Raw genomic sequence first — 19,315 nt, 5'->3', positions numbered from 1 at the left:
CACGCTCCCGACCCACAACAGCTGGGCGGACAGCCCCGTGAGTCTGTCGGTTTCTCCAACCTCCGTCATCTGTCAAAACGACTGGGTACGGTGTGACCGTGATCCATGGGCGCGGCCCAGAACGCCAGGCGGTGACAAACCTGCTGGCCAGCGCACGGTCCGGCGGCAGTGCCGTGCTGGTGGTGCACGGCGAGGCGGGTGTTGGCAAAAGCACGTTGCTAAGGTACGCGACCGGTCACGCCACCGGCATGCGTGTGCTGACCAGCACCGGAGTCCAGGCCGAGGTGAAACTCGCCTTCAGCGGCCTGCACCAGCTGCTCACCCCGGTGCTGGGACACCTCGACCACCTGCCCGAGCCCCAGGCCACCGCACTGCGCGGCGCACTGGCCCTGGCCGACGCCCCCGCCTCCGAACTCGTCGTGGCCGCGGCCGTGCACAGCCTGCTGGTCCGCGTCAGCACGCTCACGCCGCTGCTGCTGGTCGTGGACGACGCGCACTGGCTGGACCCGGCATCGGCCGCCGCCCTGCTGTTCGCCGCCCGCCGGATGAGCACCGAACCCATCGCCGTCCTGCTGGCCGTGCGCGACCACGAACACCACCACCTGGACCTCACCGACCTGCCGCAGCTGCCGCTGGCCGGGCTGACCGCCCAGGAGGCCCGCGGCCTGCTGGGCGAGCTGGGCTGGTTCCCGCCCGACCAGGTGCTGCACGCCGTGGTCGAGCAGACCGCAGGCAACCCGCTGGCCCTCACCGAACTGGGCCGCAGCCCCGATCCCGACCACATCGTCAGCCGCGCACTGCTCGGCGGCCCGGTGCCGGTGGGATCCCGGCTGCGCCAGGCCTACCTGCGCCGGGTGGACCGGCTGCCCACCGCGAGCCAGGACCTGCTGCTGCTGATCGCCGCCGAGGAGACCGGCAGCGGCGACACCGTGCTCGGCGCCGCCGCCCGGCTGGGCCTGTCCCGCGACGCCCTCGACCCCGCCGAACACGCCCACCTCATCGAGATCGACCACACCCACCTGCGGTTCCGCCACCCGCTGATGCGCGCCGCCGTCTACCAGGCCGCCTCCTTCCGGGCCCGCGCCGCCGCCCACCACGCCCTGGCCGACCAGCTCGCGCACGACGGCCACCCCGACCGCGCCGTCTGGCACCGGGCACTGGCCGCGCTCACCCCCGACGAGGACCTGGCCGCCGCCCTGGAGCACACCGCCGAGGCCACCGAGCGCCGCGGCGGCAGCGCCGCGTGCGCGGCCGTGCTCGAACTCGCCGCCCGGATCAGCACCACGCCGCACGGCCGCGCCGCCCGGCTGGTGGCCGCGGCGAGCGCGGCCTGGCGCTCCGGCCAGACCGAACTGGCCACATCCCTGGTCGACCAGGCCGACACCACCCCGGCCGACCCGGTGACCACGGTGCGCATCGCCCGACTGCGCGGCCTGATCGAGCTGAGCGGCGGCGACCCCGCCGCCGCCTACGCCCGGCTGGTCCACGGCGCCGACCTGATCGCCACCGCGACACCCGCCGAAGCGGTGTCCCTGCTGCTGGTGGCCGCCGACGCCGCCTACCACGCCGACCGCGTCGAGGACGCCGTGCGCGCCGGACTGCGCATCACCGAACTGGACTGCGACCACGCGCACCGCCGCCTGGGGCACTGGCTGGTCGAGGTGGCCAGGGGCACCCTGACCGCCGTGGGCACCGGCCCCTGGGACCTCTACCAACTGCTCCCCGACACCCTCAGCGACCAGGACTCCCGCCGGTGGATGTGGGTCACCGCGATCAGCTGGCTGGGCCCGCACCAGCGCCAGGCCAGAGCGTTCGCCCTGGCCGCCTACGAACGGCTGCGCTCCTCGGGCATGCCGGGCGTGCTGGCCATGCTGCTGTCCTGGCTCGCCGACATCGAGTACCACCTCGGCCTGTGGCGTGCGGGCGAACAGCACGCCGCCGAGGGCGCGGCCCTGGCCAGGGCCACCGGCCAGCAGACCCGACTGGCCGACTTCCTCGCGCTGCTCGCGCACTTCGCCGCGGTGCGCGGCGACCGCGCCGGCTGCCAGCGGCACGCCGAGCAGGCCCTGGCCGTGGCACTGCCCGGCCACAACCGCGCCGCCTCCGCCAACGCCACCTGGGCCCTCGGCCTGGCCGCGCTCACCACCGGCGACACCCAGCAGGCCGTGGAACACCTGAGCGCACTCGGCACGCCCGGCTCGCCGTACGCGCACGAGATGATCGCCCGACTGGCCACCCCCGACCTGGTCGAAGCCGCCGTGCGCGGCGGCCACCCCACCCAGGCGCACGCCGCACTGGCCGCCTTCACCCCGTGGGCCACCCAGGCCAACCTGCCGTGGGCCAAGGCCCACCTGCACCGCTGCCACGCCCTGCTCGACGACACCGCCGCCGAACCGCACTTCCATGCCGCCACCAGCGCCGAGCACAGCCAGGACCGGCTGTTCGACCTGGCCAGGACCGCCCTGTCGCACGGCGAGTGGCTGCGCCGCAACCGGCAGCGCGGCCAGGCCCGCCCCCGGCTGCGGCTGGCCGTCGACGTGTTCACCAGCCTCGGCGCCACCCCCTGGACCGACCGGGCCACCGCGCAACTGCGCGCCTGCGGCGGCTCCCCCCGGCGCGGCCCCGGCCAGCCAGCCCGCTCCGGCCAGCTCACCGCCCAGGAGTTCCAGGTGGCCGAACTGGCCGCCAGCGGACTGAGCAACCGCGAGATCGGCCAGCGGCTGTCCCTGAGCCCCCGCACCGTCGGCTACCACCTGTACAACCTGTTCCCCAAGCTCGGCATCTCCGCCCGGTCGCAACTGCGCGACCTCGACCTGGGCGACCCACCAGCCGTGCCGCACTGACCACCCACCGGCCCACCCGCGACCGCCGCCCCTCGCCCGGTCACCGCTCGCACGAAAGGCGGAACGCCGTCCGCGCCCCTAGGCTGGTTCGCGTGTTCGATCTCCCTGACCGAGTGACCGCCTGCCTGTTCGACCTCGATGGGGTGCTCACCGCGACGGCGACAGTGCACGCTGCCGCCTGGAAGGAGATGTTCGACGAGTACCTGCGCGACCGCGCCGAGCGCACCGGCGAACCCTTCGTCCCGTTCGACCCGGTCGCCGACTACGACCGCTACGTGGACGGCCGCCCCCGCGCCGACGGCACCCGCGCCTTCCTCCAGGCCCGAGGCATCACCCTGCCCGACGGCGCCGCCGACGACCCGCCCGAGGCCGAGACCATCCAGGGGCTGAGCAACCGCAAGAACGCCATCGTGCTGCGCCGCATCCACCAGGACGGGGTGCGCGCCTACCCCGGGTCGGTGCGGTTCCTGCACGCCGTCACCGACGCCGGCCTGGCCACCGCCGTGGTCTCCGCCAGCGCCAACTGCGCGGACGTGCTCGCCGCCGCCGGCATCGCCGACCTGTTCGACGTGCGCGTCGACGGCGTGGTGGCCGCGCGGGAACACCTCACCGGCAAACCCGCCCCGGACACCTTCCTGGCCGCGGCCAGCAGACTCGGCGTGGCCCCGGCCGACGCCGCGGTCTTCGAGGACGCCCTCGCCGGAGTGGCCGCCGGACGCGCCGGCGGCTTCGGCTGCGTCGTCGGCGTCGACCGCGTGGGCCAGGCCGAAGCACTGCGCCAGCACGGCGCCGACCTCGTCGTGACCGACCTCGCCGAACTGCTCGCACCATGATCGAACAATCCGCCTTCACCGTCGAACCCTGGTGCCTGCGGGAGTGCAACCTGCAACTGGACCTGCTGGCCCAGGCCGAATCCCTGTTCGCGCTGTCCAACGGCCACATCGGCTGGCGGGGCAACCTCGACGAGGGCGAGCCGCACGCCCTGCCCGGCAGCTACCTCAACGGCGTCTACGAACTGCGCCCGCTGCCCTACGCCGAAGCCGGCTACGGATACCCCGAGTCCGGACAGACCGTCATCAACGTCACCAACGGCAAACTGATCCGCCTGCTGGTCGACGACGAGCCGTTCGACCCGCGCTACGGCCAACTCCGCGCCCACGAACGAGAACTGGACTTCCGCACCGGACTGCTGCTCCGCAAGGCGGAATGGGTCTCCCCCGCCGGCCAGGCCATCCGGCTGACCAGCACCCGACTGGTGTCGCTGTCCCAGCGGGCCGTCGCCGCGATCTGCTACGAGGTCGAGGCCGTGGACGACCCCGCCCGCATCGTCGTGCAGTCCGAACTCGTCGCCAACGAGCAACTGCCCGACCCCAACGGCGACCCCCGGGTGGCCGCCGCGCTGAAGGACCCCCTGATCCCGGAGGCCCACGGCGCCTACGCGGCCACCGCCGACCTGGTGCACCAGACCCAGCGCAGCGGCCTGCGGGTGGCCGCGGCCATGGACCACACCGTGGAGGGCCCGGAAGGCACCCGCACCACCTCGGAGAGCTTCCCCAACCTCGGCCGGGTCACCGTCACCACCGTGCTGCACCCGGGACAACGACTGCGGCTGATCAAGTTCGTGGCCTACGGCTGGTCCGGCGAACGCTCCCTGCCCGCCCTGCGCGACCAGGTGCAGGCTGCCCTGACCGCGGCCAACCACACCGGCTGGCACGGGCTGTGCGCCGAACAGCGGGACTACCTCAGCGACTTCTGGAGCCGAGCCGACGTCGAGGTCGACGGCGACACCAAGATCCAGCAGGCCGTCCGGTTCAGCCTGTTCCACGTGCTGCAGGCGGGCGCGCGCGCCGAACAGCGCGCCATCCCCGCCAAGGGCCTCACCGGCCCCGGCTACGACGGGCACTGCTTCTGGGACACCGAGACCTTCGTGCTGCCGGTGCTGTCCTACACCGTGCCCTCGGCCGCGGCCCACGCCCTGCGCTGGCGGCACAGCACCATGCCCAAGGCCGCCGCCCGGGCCCGCCAGCTCGGCCTGCACGGCGTCGCCTTCCCCTGGCGCACCATCCACGGCGAGGAGTGCTCCAGCTACTGGCCGGCCGGCACCGCCGCCTTCCACATCAACGCCGACATCGCCGACGCGGTCATCCGCTACGTGGCCGCCACCGGCGACACCGACTTCGAGGCCGGCGTCGGCATGGAACTGCTCGTGGAAACCGCCCGGCTGTGGTGCTCCCTGGGCCACCACGACGCCCAGGGCCGGTTCCGCATCGACGGCGTCACCGGCCCGGACGAGTACAGCGCGGTGGTGGACAACAACGTCTACACCAACCTGATGGCCCAGCAGAACCTCGACGCGGCCGCGGCCCTGGTGGAGAAGCACCCGGACCGGGCACGGGAACTGGGCGTCAACGCCGAGGAGAGCGCCCGCTGGCGGGACGCCGCCCGAGCGATGACCATCCCCTTCGACGACCTGCTCGGCATCCACCCCCAAGCCGAGGGCTTCACCCGGCACCAGGAGTGGGACTTCGCCGCCACCTCCCCCGACCAGTACCCGCTGCTGCTGCACTTCCCCTACTTCGACCTGTACCGCAAGCAGGTGGTCAAGCAGGCCGACCTGGTGCTGGCCATGCACCTGCGCGGCGACGCCTTCACCGCCGCCCAGAAGGCCCGCAACTTCGCCTACTACGAGCGGCTGACCGTGCGCGACTCGTCCCTGTCGGCCTGCACCCAGGCCGTGGTCGCCGCCGAGGTCGGCCACACCGAACTGGCCTACGACTACCTCACCGAAGCCGCCCTGATGGACCTGAAGGACCTGGAGAACAACACCCGCGACGGCCTGCACATCGCCTCACTGGCCGGCAGCTGGCTCGCCCTGGTCGCCGGGCTCGGCGGGATGCGCCACTACCGCGGCGTGCTCAGCTTCGCCCCCCGACTGCCCGCCGGCCTGCGCAAGCTGTCCTTCAGCATCTACCTGCAGAACCAACGGCTCTACGTGGACATCGGCCAGGCCGACGCCCGCTACACCGTGTCCGACTCCCGACCACTGCGCATCCTGCACCACGGCACCCCGGGCGTGATCTTCCCCCACCAGCCACTGGTCCGCCCCATCCCACCACCCCCGCACGCGCTGACCGACCCACAGCAACCCATCGGCCGGGAACCCCTGCGCCGACGCCGCCGCCGCACCCAGGAATAGCAAGAGGTCCACAGCGAACAGATCCACTGTGGACAGTCCAGTTCGGACCGCGCTCACCCGCCCCGGCCGGCCCGCTCCGCGTGCCGGGCGAGCCGGCGCAGCGGATCCCGCAGCGCCGGGGCACTCAGACACGGCCGGCCACCCGCCCGCGCCACGGTCAGCCCGGCCGAGGCCACCGCCAGCCGAGCCGCCTCGGCCGGCCGCGCACCCCGCACCAGCGCCGCCGTCAGCCCGGCGGTGAACGCGTCACCCGCACCCGTGGTGTCCACCACCTCGGTCGACAGCAGCGGCAGGAACAGCGTCTCCCGCCCCCACACGAACACGTTCCCCTCCCCCTCCACCCCCAACGCCACCAGCCTGGGCCCCCGCCCCAGCAACTCCCGGCCGGCCCGCACCGCCGCGTCCACCCCGTCCACCCGCACCCCGGTGAACAACTCCGCCTCCCGCGGATCAGCCCGCACCACGTCCGCCTCGGCCAGCAACGCCCCGGCGTCGCGCGCATCGGTGGGCGCCCCGTCCAGCACCACCCGGGCCCGGCCCCGCCGGGCGCACCGGGCGGCGGCCAGCGCCGCCGCCGACGGCTGCTGCAACTGCACGACCACGGCACCGGCCCGCGCCAGGCGCGCCGCCTCGGCCAGCACGTCGGCCTCGGTCAGCAACACCGGCGCGGGCAGGTGCTCCAGGTAGCGCCAGCGGGCATGCCGGTCCAGCACGTTCACGATGAGCCCGGTCCCGGTGTCCGCGCGGCGCACCACCGCCGACACGTCCACGCCGTCGGCGCGCGCCTGGGCGAGCAGCCGCTCGGCCACCTCGTCCGAGCCGACCACGCCGAGCAGACCGGCGGACACCCCGAGCTGGGACAGCGCCACCGCCGTGTTGGCGCCCTTGCCGCCCAACACCTCCTGGCGCGAGCGCACCGCCGCACCGGTACCCGCCTCGGGCACCTCGTCCACCAGCAGCACCAGGTCGCGGGCCACCTGGCCGACGACCAGCACGTCCTCGGTTCCCACCCGTGCAGCCGTACCCGAGCCAGCACGGCCCGAAACCCGGCCAGCGCAACGCCCGGCTCAGTCGGTTCCGGGCCGCACGGCTCAATAGCTCAGGCCGTAGCCGTAGGGGAACAGCGAGGCCTTGCCGTCACCGGAGTTGATCGGCTGCTGCGACGCCTGCCGCATCCACGTGCTGGGCAGCTTGCCCGTGGGGCGGTAGGCGCCGAAGAGCACGTCGGCCACGCCACCGCCCTCGGTGCCCGGCAGCCAGGCGGCCACCAGAGCGTCCCAGTTGGACAGTTGCGCGGCGATGTCCAGCGGCCGCCCGGACACCAGCACCACCACCAGTGGCACCCCACTGGCCTGCAACCGGTTCAGCGTGGCGATGTCCTCCTGGTCCAACCCCAGCCCGCCCGGCCGGTCACCCTGGCCCTCGGCGTACGGCGTCTCACCCACCACGGCGATCGCCGCGTCGTAACTGGCGTCGATCCCCGTGCCGGTCCGGTTGTAGGTCACCGCCGTCGAGGTGGACACGCTCTGCTGGATGCCCTGCAGGATCGTGGTTCCCGGCGTGATCGCGCCGCTGGAGCCCTGCCAGGAGATGGTCCAGCCACCGCTCTGGTTGCCGATGTCGTTGGCGGACTTGCCCGCCACGAACAGCTTGCGCGCCCCCTTGTCCAGCGGCAGCACGCCGTTGTCGTTCTTCAACAGCACCTGCGACTCCCGCACCGCCTGCCTGGCCAGCTCCCGGTGCGCCGCACTGCCCACCGTGGCCGTGTAACTCCGGTCGGTGTAGGGCCGTTCGAACAGGCCCAGCTCGAACTTCTTGGTGAGGATGCGCCGGTTCGCGTCGTCGATCCGGGCCATGCTGATCCGGTTGGCCAGCACCTCGGCCCGCAGCGTGGCCAGGAACGCCTTGTACTCGTAGGGAACCATCACCACGTCGATGCCCGCGTTGATCGCCGTGCGCACATCCGAACCGCTGGCCCCGGTCTGCCCGTCGAGCTGGTCGATCCCGGCCCAGTCGGACACCACGATCCCGCCGAACCCCAACTCCCCCTTGAGCAACGTGGTGATCAGGTACTGGCTGCCGTGCACCTTGGCACCGTTCCAACTGCTGAAGGAGACCATCACCGAGCCGACACCCCGCCGCACCGCCTCCTGGAACGGCGGCAGGTGGATCGCGCGCAACTCCTGCTCGCTGAGCTGGGTGTCGCCCTGGTCCGTGCCGTTGGTGGTGCCACCGTCACCGAGGTAGTGCTTGGCCGTGGCCAGCACCGACCCGGAGTCGGCCAGCGAGCCGCCCTGCAGCCCGGGGATGTACGAGGCCATCGCGCTCGCCAGTTCCGGCACCTCGCCGAACGACTCGTAGGTCCGCCCCCACCGGTCGTTGCGGGCCACGCACAGGCACGGCGCGAAGTTCCAGTCGATGCCGGTGCCGGAGACCTCCTCCGCCACCGCGCGTCCGATCCGCTGCACCAGCGCCGGATCACGGGTGGCGCCGAGCCCGATGTTGTGCGGGAAGATCGTGGCACCTCGGACGTTGTTGTGCCCGTGCACCGCGTCAACGCCGTAGATCATCGGGATCCCCAGCGGCGTGGCCAGTGCGGCCCGCTGGTAGCCGTCGTACATGTCCGCCCACGCCTGGGCGGTGTTGGACGTGGGGGCCGAGCCGCCGCCGGAGAGCACCGAGCCGATCCGGTAGGTCGTCAGATCCGCCGGCGTCAACACGCTCCGGTCCACCTGGGTCATCTGACCGAGCTTGTCGTCCAGCGACATCCGCGCGAGCAGATCGCTGACGCGGTCCGGAATGGCGGCCGCGGCCCGGTGGTACACCGGGACCCCGGCCTGCGCCGCGCCCGACGCGCCGGTCAGCGCCGCCGCGACCACCGCGCCGACCACGGCGGTGGGAACCACTCGGCGCCACAGAGGACTGAACTGGGTGCGCATCATCGAACGCCCTTCGCGAGCAGCGCACGAGCTGGCGCGCCCAGCGGCCGGCCGCTCGGCAGCTCGCGCCAGGTCTGCCCAGGGTGTCCGTTGTAGGCGAGCGACGCCACACTGCGTTGCGCTCACACCGGACCGCTCACGCCGCCCGGTGACGGTTGGGTTGGTTACGCCTTCCCACGATAGAGATCCGGCACTGCATCGGTACACAACCCGCACGGCCGCACTTGGCCGTGCCGAACGCAGCAACCCCTGCGCCACAACGGTCCACCCGCCGGGAGCCGGCGGTCAGCCAGCTGGTTCCCGGTGATCTTCCCGGCGTGCCCACCTGGTTGCCCGGGTCGGTTGCGGTGGACATTTCCATTTGGTTCACACTGAAGTCTTCAACAAAGCAAAATGAGCGCGCGCGTCCGGTCCTCGCTCACCCGGGTGGTACCTGCGGGGGCCAGTGGGCGGCGGAGCCGGCGCGTGCGCACGGTGCGGGCTAATCAGTTAAGAAGGAGATGCCGACGTGGGTGGCCACGCGCGGCACTCGCCCGAAGGAGGCAACGATGAAACTCGTCCACCTGGTCGCTCGACCGCTGCTCGCCTGGATCTTCGTCAGCGGCGGCCTGGACACGCTGCGCAACCCCGAGCCCAGGGCGCAGCTCGCCGGGCCCAGCCTGGACAAGATGCGTGAGACGGTGCCGGTGCTGCCCGAGGACAACCTGACACTGGTCCGGGTGAACGCCGCCGTCCAGGTGGGCGCCGGCATCCTGCTGGCGCTCGGCAAGTTCCGCCGGCTGGCGGCCCTGGCGCTGGCCGCCTCGATCGTGCCGACCACCTACGCCGGCCACCGCTTCTGGGAGGTCGAGGACGAGGCCGGGCGAGCGCAGCAGCGCATCCACTTCGACAAGAACCTGGCCATTCTCGGTGGGCTGCTGGTCGCCGCGAGCGAGGGCCGCTCGACGCGCCGGGCGCGGCGGCGCGCCGCCGCGGAACTGGACGCGTCGGCGTAGGCGTCGCCACCCGGCGCTGTTCGCCCGGGTGACACGGTCCGCCGGACGCCAGGGCGGGCTGTGCTGCCCGGGACGCGGCCCCGGGTCAGTGGTGCTGGACCGGGCCGGTGCTCAGCAGGTCCTCGTACTCCCTGGGCAGCTGCGCGGCCATGTGGTCGAACTCCCAGCCGGTCACCGCCACCTTGAGCGCGGCGGCAACGGCGCGGGCGTGCTGGCGGGCCTGCTGGGGCGTGCACCCGAGCCCCTCGGTGTCCGACACCCGCTGGTAGAACTCGCCCACCCCGAACCGTTCACCCGGGCCGCGTTCGGGCAGTTCCGCCGCGAACTCGTCGGGCAACTGGCTGGCCAGGTCCTTGGTCTCACCGCCGAACAGCCGGTGTCCCAGCACGTTGATGGTGGCGTGCACCGCCCGCCGGGCGTGTTCCGGCGTGTCGATCCCCGCGCTCTGCTGCACCGCGGACACGATCTCGTCTGTCTTCACCTCGCTGCCTCCTTACGTCCACCGGGTGGGCGGCACCCCGGAGCGATCAGCACGCTGTGCTGTCCCGGAGCGATTCCCGCAGGGTGATCCCCCACGCGTCGGCTACCCCGCGTGCCGCGCCAGGACACCTCAACCGGGTGTGCACCGCCGGGTCCCGGGTACCCCCGGGAGAGTGAGCACCCGGGACGCCGTGACACTGGCCCTGGCCGGGGACACCATGCTCGGCCGGGGCGTGGCCGAGCAGCTCGCGCGGCACGGTCCGCGCAGCCTGTTCTCCCCCGCGGTGCGCGAGATCACCACCAGCGCGGACCTGTTCGTGCTGAACCTGGAGTGCTGCGTGTCCGAGCGGGGCGAGCCGTGGCCCGACCCGGACAAGCCGTTCTTCTTCCGGGCCCCGCCGGCCGCCGTGGACACCCTGGTGTGGCTCGGCGTGGACGCCGTCACCCTGGCCAACAACCACGCCCTCGACTTCGGCCGGGACGCCCTGCTGGACACCCGCGCCCACCTGGACCGGGCCGGCATCACCTCGGTGGGCGCCGGCGCGGACCAGTCCCGGGCCAGGGCGGCGGGACTGGTCGAGACCGCCGGGGTGCGGCTGGGCCTGCTCGGGGTCACCGACCACCCCGCCGACTACGCGGCCGGCCAGCACACCCCCGGGGTGGCCTACGCCGACCTGCACACGGCCACCCCGGACTGGCTGCTGGACAGCGTCACCGCCCTGCGCGCCCAGCACCTCGTCACGCTGGTGCTGCCGCACTGGGGGCCGAACATGACGCGCAGCCCGCCGGTGCACGTCCAGGCCGCGGCCACCGCGCTGACCGGGGCGGGTGCCAGCCTGGTCGCGGGCCACTCCGCACACGTGTTCCACGGGGTGCGCGCGGGCGTGTGCTACGACATGGGTGACTTCGTCGACGACTACGCGGTGGACCCCCGGCTGCGCAACGACCTGGGCCTGCTGTTCCTGGTCACGCTCACCGAGACCGGTCCCACGGGTCTGGCGGCGGTGCCGCTGGCCCTGGACTACTGCCACACCCGGCTGGCCCGCGACGCGGAGTTCACCTGGATCCGCGACCGGTTCACCAGGGCGTGCGCGGCCTTCGGCACCGAGGTGCGGGTCGAGGGCGACCGCCTGGTCGCGCGCTGGTGACCGGTCAGCCGGCCGGCCGCGCCGCTATCCCCCGGTGCAGCGCTGGCGCAGGCCGCGCGCCTCCATGTCCACGTACTTCCTGGTCAGGCCCGCGGTGAGCAGCCCGACCAGCGGCGCGAGCAGGCCGGTCTGCTCGATGCTGAACGTGACGGTGACCCCGTCGTCGGCCGCTGCCAGCCGGTGGCCGGCGACCGTGGTGACGCCGCCGCTGACCGTCTGCCAGGTGAACCCCTGCTGCTCGGCCAGCTCGGTCACCCGCCACACCGCCGCCGGCAGCCGGGGCTGGTGGATGCGGGTCCGGCTGCCCACCGCCAGCGGCCCGCCGTCCAGCCGCCGCACCTCGCGCACGGACGGCGTCCACTCGGGCCAGCGCGCCACATCGGTCAGCACCGCCCAGACGTGCGCCAGTGGCGCGTTGACGTGCACGGACGTGTGGTACCGCACCGGGCATCCCCCCTCACCGGGTCGTCAGCGCGCCAACCCGTGCGGCAGATCCTGCCAGCACCGCCGGCCCACCGGAACGGCGAACACCGGCCCGCGCCGGCCCGTGGCGCTGTCGCTGGTCCGGGCACGAGTCCAGCCGGCACGGGCGCGACACCCTATACATGGGCCATGAGCGTGCTGCGTACCCTGCCCGTCGAGGTGATCCTGCGCCGCGGCGAGGAGGCCTCCCTCAAGCGCCGGCTGCGTGCCCGCGACCTCGTGGGGTTCGGCATCGGGATCATCATCGGCACCGGCATCTTCACCCTCGCGGGGGTGGAGGCCAGGCAGCACGCGGGCCCGGCGGTGACGCTGTCCTTCGTGATCGGCGCGGTCGTGGCCGGACTGGCCGCGCTCTGCTACGCCGAACTGGCCTCCAGCGTGCCCACCGCGGGCAGCGCCTACACCTACGCCCTGGCCACGGTCGGGGAGCTGTTCGCCTGGATCATCGGCTGGGACCTACTGCTGGAGTTCGCCCTCGGCGCGGCCGTGGTGTCCCGCGGCTGGTCGGGCTACCTGGCCAACCTGTTCGACCTGCCGCCCGCGCTGTTCGGGGAGAACGCGGTGGTGAACGTGGGCGCGGTGCTGATCATCGCGGCGCTGACCACGGTGGCGGTGCTGGGCATCCGCCAGTCCGCGACCTTCACCAACGCGCTGGTGCTGGTCAAGGTCGCGGTGTGCGTGCTGGTGCTGGTCGTCGGCGCCTTCTTCGTCCGGCGGGCCAACCTGGTGCCGTTCCTCCCGCCGGCCCAGCCGGCCCCGCCCGGCGCGGGCACGCTGCACCAGCCCGTGGTCCAGGCGCTGCTCGGGCTGACCCCGTCGGTCTACGGGGTGGCCGGCATGCTCACCGCGGCGGCCGTGGTGTTCTTCGGCTACACCGGGTTCGAGGCGCTGGCCAACCTCGGCGAGGAGACCCGCCACCCGCAGCGGGACCTGCGCATCGGCATCCTGGGCGCGCTCGGCGTGTGCGCCCTGCTCTACGTGGGCGTGTCCCTGGTGCTCACCGGCATGGCCGACTACCGCACGATCGACCCGGGTGCGCCACTGGCGGCGGCGTTCAACGCGGTGCACCTGCCCTGGGTGGGCGCGCTGATCTCGCTGGGCGCGGTCGCCGGCCTGACCTCGGTGATGATGGTCGAGCTGGTCACCATCGGCCGGATCGGCTTCGCCATGGGCCGGGACGGGCTGCTGCCGCCGGCGCTGGCCCGGGTGCACCCGCGCTGGGGCACGCCGTACCGGATGACCGTGGGCGGCGCGGCGCTGATCGCGGTGCTCGCCGCGCTGGTGCCGATCTCCGCGCTGGCCGACATGGTCAGCATCGGCGCGCTGTCCGCGATGATCATCGTCGCCGTGGCCGTGCCGGTGCTCCGCCGCGCCCGACCGGAGCTGGCCCGCCCGTTCCGGGTTCCGCTGTCCCCGGTGCTGCCCGTGCTGACCGCGCTGGCCTGCCTGTACCTGATGCTCAACCTGGACGTGCTGACCTGGCTGCGGTTCGCGGTCTGGCTGGCCGCCGGGCTGCTCATCTACTTCGGCTACGGCTACCGGAACTCCCGGCTGGCCCCGGCGCGCCACCCCCGCCGTTCGGCCTAGTGGTCTGGTCCACTCGTCGGTGTGCTCCGACCGCACCCGTGCTATTTCGTTTGCCAGACGAAGGAAATGATCGACCTGGCCGGCTCAGCTTCGTATGGTGACTGACGCGGCGTGGCTGACGCCCCTGCGCACGGCGCGTCGCAGCCGGTGCCGGAAGGAACGACCACCGGGTTGCCCATCCCTGCTGACGAGAGGCGATCCATGCGTCCCAGTTTCCGCGGCCGACGGGCCAGCAGACCCGCCCTGCTCGTGGCCGCCGCGCTGGCGGCCGGCGTGAGCGCCACGCTGCTCACCACCCCGGCGCAGGCGGCGCCGGAGGAGTGGGCCGGGTGGAAACCGCCGGCCAGCCAGCCGATCGACCCGCAACGCTGGAAGAACCCGGACGACATGACGTGGAACGACTACCGGAAGGTGCCGGGCACCAACTGGGCGGACCCCGCGTTGAAACCGACCCAGCGGACCTTCAAGGGCGCGCTGGTCCTGCTGGACTACCCCGACCAGGAGTTCGTGGTCACCCAGCCACCCGGGTCGACGGTGTTCGGCAACCCCCAGGCCATCGCCTCGGGCATCCCCCGCGACCGGGTCGCCCAGTTCTACCGGGACTTCCTCAACACACCGGGTGAACTCAACCACGGCCACACCATCAACGAGTACTGGATGGAGGACTCCGGTGGCCGGCTGGGCGTCGACCTGACCGCGTTCGGCCCCTACCGGTTGCCGGCCAAGTCCTACCAGTACGGCATCACCCCGGACTTCAACCCGGACGCCTGCCCGAGCGGGGACGTCTGCGGCAAGGACATCCGCGCCGACGGCAGTGCCGCGTGGACCGCGGACGCGGGCGCGGACATCACCAAGCAGTTCGACTTCGTCTTCTACCTCAGCGCCGGCCAGGACGAGTCCGCCACCTGGCAGGAGTTCGGCCAGATGATGTTCCAGGGCCCGGAGGACGTGCCCGACGAGTGGGGACCGCCGGACCCCAACCTGCCCAACGCCGCCAGGACCCGCTACGTCCCGTGGACCTCGTGGAAGGCCGCCGCCACCATCTGGCCCAACGCCACCAACGGGTCCTCCACCCAGGCCGAGAGTTCGGGCATGGCCACCTACGCCCACGAGTTCAGCCACATCCTGGGCATCGCCGACAACTACAACAACCCGTACGGGACGCCGCTCAGCCGCGCCTACACCGGCATCTGGAGCATGCTCTCCCGCGGCTCGTTCAACGGGCCGGGCGGCCCGCACACCCGCTGGCAGATCCCGCCGATCAGCGGCGCCTCGATGGGGTCGCAGCACGTGCTGCGCGACAAGATCAAGCTGGGCATCGTGGACGAGCGCAACGTGCTGCGGCTGGACCGCGACGCGCTGGCCGGCTCGGGCGTGGTGGTCGCCGAGGTCACCGCGCGGTCCGCGCCGGTCGGCCGGACCGGGCTGTCCGGCATCAACGTGGCCATGGCCCGCGACCTGGAACCGGCCTGCGACCGCAACACCGACCCGCTGTGCGACGGCGGCGGCTACAACAACTACACGGTCGAGGTGGTCGACCGGATGGGCGCCGACTCGTTCACCCCGGACAACGGCGTGCTGCTGAGCAAGACCAAGAACGCGGACAACGCGCCGTTCGCCTGGGTGGTCGACGCCCACCCGGAGGACATCGACCTGGTGGACTTCTACCGGCCGGACGGCACCCCGCAGAAGATCACCATGGGTGACTACCGGCAGCTCAGCGACGCCCTGTTCCACGCGGGCACCAACTCGGGCAGTCAGTTCGAGTACGTGGACCGGGCCAACCGGCTGCACTTCTACGTGCTGGACATCAAGCGGGACAAGGCCGGTGTGCTGTCCTACACGGTCGCGGTGCGGTCGCTGGACGGCAGCGGCCCGCAGACCCGGGGTGTCGGCCTGTCCGGCGGCCGGGCCAGTGGCAACCCCGGCACCAAGGGCGCCACCTGCACCTTCGCCCTGACCAACACCGGCAGGGCGGGTAGCGGCGGCCAGGGCCACCCGGAGGACGTGTCCGCCTACCTGAACTCGGACGTGTACCGGCTGTCCGCGACCGCCACCGGCACCGGCTGGTCGGCGTCGCTGCCCAACGAGCTGGCCACCGCCCGGTCCGGTGGCGCGGTGAGCGTTCCGGTCGCGGTGAGCGCCGCACCCGGGGCGAGCCGGCGGGGCTCGGTGGTGCTGACCGCCACCTCCGAGAGCGACCCGAGCAAGACGGCCACGGCCACCTGCTCGCTGACCCGCTGACCGTGATCACCACTCGCGTGCCCGGCGTCCCCGGCGGCCTCCGCCGGGGCCCGGGCGCCCGCGGCGGTCACCCGCGGGATCGAGCCAGCGCTGGGAGCCGACGGACGGGTGCGCTGCTCGTGGTCCTGGTCGCCGCCGTGACCAGCGCCTGCGCCGGCCCCGAGACCGCCTCCGACCAGCCGGCCGCACAGCCGGGCGCCGGCATGGGCGTGCGGGTGCTGGTGCGCGACATGAACCTGCGTCCGGAGGGCGTGGACTGCGCCGGCGCCGGCCCCTACCTGTACCTGCACCGGTCCGCCCCCTTCGAGGTGCGCGACGGCGGTGGCGCGGCGCTGGCCCGCGGTGAGCTGCCGTCCGGCACCTCGGTCCGGGCGCTGCCCGAAGACCTGGGGGTGGACCGGATTCCCACGTTCTGCCAGTTCACCTTTTCGGTGACCGTGCCCGACCGAACGGGTTACCAGTTGGTCGTCGACGACGCCGCGCCGATCGACCTCGCGGTCAACCGGGACGACCCGGCGAGCCCGATCCTGGTGGGGGTGATCCCGTGAACCGGGCGCACTGGCTCGTCCTGGTGCTCACCCTGCTGCTCGCCGCCGCCTGCACCAGCCAGCCACCCCCACCACCGGGTGGCGGCCAGACCCTGCCCGGTCCGGTCAGCGGCGACCTGGCGCTGCGGCCACCGGCGGCGGACGCGCCCGGCGCGCCGGACTTCACCGCACCGCTGACCGACGGCACCCCGGTGACCGCGTCCCAGCTGTGGGCACAGCGGCCGGTGGTGTTCACCTTCCTGAGTTCGTGGTGCACGGCGTGCGCCGAGCAGCAGGACGCGCTCAGCGAGCTGGCCAGGACCCACCGGGACCGGGTGGTGTTCCTGGGGGTGGCCGGTGCGGACGAGCCCGACGAGCTGGCCGCGTACCTGAGCGCGCACCACGTGGACTACCCGGTCGTGGTCGACCGGGAACTCACCGTCTGGCGTGACTACGCCGTCCGCGAACCACCCGCCGTGGTGCTGATCAGCCGGGACGGCCGGCTGCTGCGCGGGTGGCCCGGTGGGCTGGCCGCGCCGGCGCTGCAGGCCCAGCTGAACGCGCTGGTGTTCCCGGGCTGACCCGGCCGGCGCGCCCGGCGTGCCGCACCCTGTTTCCGACACCTGTCCGCCTCGCTCCCGCTCCCGCACCGCCGACCTCGCCGCCGCAGCACCGCGCCCGCCCGTCATCCCGCGTGAGGAGAGCAATGCGCCAACTCCGTCGCACGTCCCGCTTAGCACTCATCGGTTCGATCACCACCGCCCTCGCCCTGTCAGCCGGTGCCCAGCCGGCCCTCGCCGAGCCGGCCCGGCCGACCGTGGTGGTCGCCGACGGCCGCACCCAGCCGGTGTTCGGCTACACCGACGCCATCCGGGAACGGGTGTGGGTCCGGGCCGACTTCGACAGTGACGGCAACGGCGCGGCCGACGAGATCGCGCTCGACGTGATCCGGCCGCGCGCGACCGAACAGGGCCTGAAGGTCCCGGTCGTGATGGACGCCAGCCCCTACTACTCCACCCTGGGCCGGGGCAACGAGTCCGAACTCAAGGCCGACCAGGACGGCGACGGCCTGCTGGACCGGTGGCCGCTGTTCTACGACAACTACTTCGTCCCGCGCGGCTACGCCGTGGTGCTGCTGGACATGGTGGGCACCAACAACTCCACCGGCTGCCCCACCACCAACGGCACGCCGGACAACCTCAGCGCCAAGACCGCGATCGACTGGCTCAACGGCCGGGCCCGCGCGCGCGACGCGGCCGGCGACGCCGTCACCGTGGACTGGCACAACGGCCGGACCGGGATGATCGGCAAGTCCTACGACGGCTCGCTGGCCATGGCCACCGCGGTGACCGGGGTGGCCGGCCTGACCACGATCGTGCCGATCGCCGGCCCGGCCAACTACTACGACTACACCCGCAGCAACGGGGTGCGCACCCGGGGACCGGACTACCCGGCCAGCCTGGCCAACACCGTCACCAACCCGGAGCGGCGGTCCCACTGCGCGCCGGTGCGGGCGGCGCTGTCCGCCGCCGACGGGGACGACACCGCCGACTACTCGCCGTTCTGGGACGAGCGCAACTACGTCAAGGACGTCGGCCGCATCCGGGCGAGCGTGTTCCTGGTGCACGGCATCAACGACGACAACGTGCGGCCGGACCACTTCAGCAAGTTCTGGGCCGCGCTGGCCGAACACCAGGTGCCCAGGAAGCTGTGGATCTCCCAGGAGGGCCACGTCGACCCGTTCGACTTCCGCCGCGCGGTGTGGGTGGACACCCTGCACCGCTGGTTCGACCACTGGCTGCTGGATGTGCACAACGGAATCACTGACGAGCCGGCCGTCGACGTGGAGCGCGCGGCCGACGTGTGGCAGACCTACCCGGACTGGCCGGTGCCGGGCAGCGCCGCCACCAGCCTGTGGCTGCGGCCGGGCGCGGGCAACGGGGCCGGCGGGTTCGCGCTGACCCCGGCCGGCCAGGGCAGGGCCACCCAGGCGTTCCAGGACAACCCGAGCCAGACCGAGGCGACCATGATCGGCAACCCCGCGGTCCGCCAGCCCAACCGGCTCGCCTTCCTGTCCAACCCGCTGACCCAGCCGCTGCACGTGTCCGGCACGCCCGTGGTGCGGCTGACCGCGTCGGCCGACCAGACCGACACCAACTTCGGCGCGATCCTGGTGGACTACGGCTCGGCCACCCGGGTCGCCCACCGCCAGGCCGGGGAGGGCATCCGCACGCTGACCACCGAGGACTGCTGGGGCGAGAGCGGGCCGGCCGACGACGCCTGCTACCGGCAGACCGCCAAGCAGGTGGTCACCGCCGACCAGGAGATCGTCACCAAGGGCGTTCTCGACGCGCTCAACCGGGACTCGCTGACCACGGCCACCCCACTGGTCCGCGGCCGGTCCTACGACTTCACCTACCCGCTGCTGCCCGAGGACTACGTGTTCCCCGCCGGCCACCGGATCGGGGTGATCATCGTGGGCAGCTACCCGCAGTACTCCAGCCTGGCCGACCAGACCAGGGCCACCATCACGCTGTCCATGCCGGCCAGCCGGATCGACCTGCCGATCGTGGGCGGCCGCGCCGCCGCGGCAGCCGCCGGCCTGTGAGCCACCGAGCCGGTGTCACCGCCTCGCCGCCCCGGCGGCACCGGCTCGCGGCCGCCGCGCGCCTGACGGCACTCGTTGACAGTCGGTTTTGCCGTGCAATACCGTCGGACCAGCGATCAGTGTCCGCGCCAGAGGCACACCCCACGGGCTGGCCCGCCGTTGGTTTCGCCGCCCACCCGCAGCCCCCCTCCGCCACGGGAGCAGGTGGAGCACCGTGCGCAATCAGTCCACTGTGGAGCACCGAGCACCGCGCACCGCGCACCGC

General features: G+C 73.0%; 14 protein-coding genes. 10 read left to right on the top strand and 4 right to left on the bottom strand.

What is annotated here, in order from left to right; translation table 11 throughout:
• Positions 1-92 precede the first annotated feature (92 nt).
• The 3 genes from LX83_RS38315 to LX83_RS04615 all read left to right on the top strand — a co-directional run bounded on the left by LX83_RS38315 (position 93) and on the right by LX83_RS04615 (position 6,039).
• Complete coding sequence (locus LX83_RS38315) at positions 93-2,843, top strand: AAA family ATPase (protein WP_308203910.1); 2,751 nt, start codon at positions 93-95, stop codon at positions 2,841-2,843.
• 92 nt (positions 2,844-2,935) lie between these two features.
• Positions 2,936-3,676, top strand: a complete 741-nt coding sequence (locus tag LX83_RS04620; RefSeq protein ID WP_253767389.1) for a beta-phosphoglucomutase family hydrolase — start codon at positions 2,936-2,938, stop codon at positions 3,674-3,676.
• Positions 3,673-6,039 carry a glycoside hydrolase family 65 protein gene (locus LX83_RS04615; protein ID WP_253767387.1) on the top strand — a complete coding sequence of 789 codons (2,367 nt, stop codon included), beginning with the start codon at positions 3,673-3,675 and terminating at the stop codon, positions 6,037-6,039. The genes LX83_RS04620 and LX83_RS04615 overlap by 4 nt, the downstream gene beginning before the upstream one ends.
• A 53-nt stretch (positions 6,040-6,092) precedes the next feature.
• On the opposite strand, the gene LX83_RS04610 is transcribed toward LX83_RS04615, so the two are convergent.
• Positions 6,093-7,049 carry a PfkB family carbohydrate kinase gene (locus LX83_RS04610; RefSeq protein WP_253767385.1) on the bottom strand — a complete coding sequence of 319 codons (957 nt, stop codon included), beginning with the start codon at positions 7,047-7,049 and terminating at the stop codon, positions 6,093-6,095.
• A gap of 81 nt (positions 7,050-7,130) precedes the next feature.
• Entirely contained in the window at positions 7,131-8,978 is a 1,848-nt protein-coding gene (locus tag LX83_RS04605; protein ID WP_253767383.1) for a glycoside hydrolase family 3 protein, read from the bottom strand.
• Between the two features lie 548 nt (positions 8,979-9,526).
• On the opposite strand from LX83_RS04605, the gene LX83_RS04600 reads away from it, so the two are divergent.
• Entirely contained in the window at positions 9,527-9,973 is a 447-nt protein-coding gene (locus LX83_RS04600) for a DoxX family protein (protein WP_253767380.1), read from the top strand.
• 85 nt (positions 9,974-10,058) lie between these two features.
• On the opposite strand, the gene LX83_RS04595 is transcribed toward LX83_RS04600, so the two are convergent.
• Positions 10,059-10,454: a DUF2267 domain-containing protein gene (locus tag LX83_RS04595; RefSeq protein WP_253767378.1), complete on the bottom strand. Its 396-nt coding sequence runs from the start codon at positions 10,452-10,454 to the stop codon at positions 10,059-10,061.
• A 172-nt stretch (positions 10,455-10,626) separates the two neighbouring features.
• On the opposite strand from LX83_RS04595, the gene LX83_RS04590 reads away from it, so the two are divergent.
• Positions 10,627-11,601 (top strand): CapA family protein, encoded by a 975-nt coding sequence (locus LX83_RS04590; protein WP_253767375.1) that lies wholly within the window; start codon positions 10,627-10,629, stop codon positions 11,599-11,601.
• Between the two features lie 24 nt (positions 11,602-11,625).
• On the opposite strand, the gene LX83_RS04585 is transcribed toward LX83_RS04590, so the two are convergent.
• Positions 11,626-12,045, bottom strand: coding sequence for an SRPBCC family protein (locus tag LX83_RS04585; protein ID WP_253767373.1), 420 nt, complete (start codon positions 12,043-12,045; stop codon positions 11,626-11,628).
• A gap of 168 nt (positions 12,046-12,213) precedes the next feature.
• Here LX83_RS04585 and LX83_RS04580 point away from each other — a divergent pair, with 168 nt between their 5' ends.
• From LX83_RS04580 to LX83_RS04560, 5 genes are all read left to right on the top strand, one after another.
• Positions 12,214-13,671 carry an amino acid permease gene (locus LX83_RS04580; protein WP_253767371.1) on the top strand — a complete coding sequence of 486 codons (1,458 nt, stop codon included), beginning with the start codon at positions 12,214-12,216 and terminating at the stop codon, positions 13,669-13,671.
• A gap of 201 nt (positions 13,672-13,872) precedes the next feature.
• A complete protein-coding gene (locus LX83_RS04575; protein WP_407649482.1) occupies positions 13,873-15,915 on the top strand; it encodes a M6 family metalloprotease domain-containing protein in 2,043 nt (680 codons plus the stop codon).
• A gap of 119 nt (positions 15,916-16,034) precedes the next feature.
• Complete coding sequence (locus LX83_RS04570) at positions 16,035-16,463, top strand: hypothetical protein (RefSeq protein WP_253767369.1); 429 nt, start codon at positions 16,035-16,037, stop codon at positions 16,461-16,463.
• Positions 16,460-17,023 (top strand): TlpA family protein disulfide reductase, encoded by a 564-nt coding sequence (locus LX83_RS04565; RefSeq protein ID WP_253767367.1) that lies wholly within the window; start codon positions 16,460-16,462, stop codon positions 17,021-17,023. The genes LX83_RS04570 and LX83_RS04565 overlap by 4 nt, the downstream gene beginning before the upstream one ends.
• A gap of 125 nt (positions 17,024-17,148) precedes the next feature.
• Positions 17,149-19,050, top strand: coding sequence for a Xaa-Pro dipeptidyl-peptidase (locus LX83_RS04560; protein ID WP_253767365.1), 1,902 nt, complete (start codon positions 17,149-17,151; stop codon positions 19,048-19,050).
• Positions 19,051-19,315 lie beyond the last annotated feature (265 nt).

The sequence above is a fragment of the Goodfellowiella coeruleoviolacea genome (assembly GCF_024171785.1).
GTDB classification, from domain to species: domain Bacteria; phylum Actinomycetota; class Actinomycetes; order Mycobacteriales; family Pseudonocardiaceae; genus Goodfellowiella; species Goodfellowiella coeruleoviolacea.
The sequence above is the reverse complement of the archived record's forward strand: the minus strand, read 5'-3'. Positions and strand labels throughout refer to the sequence as shown.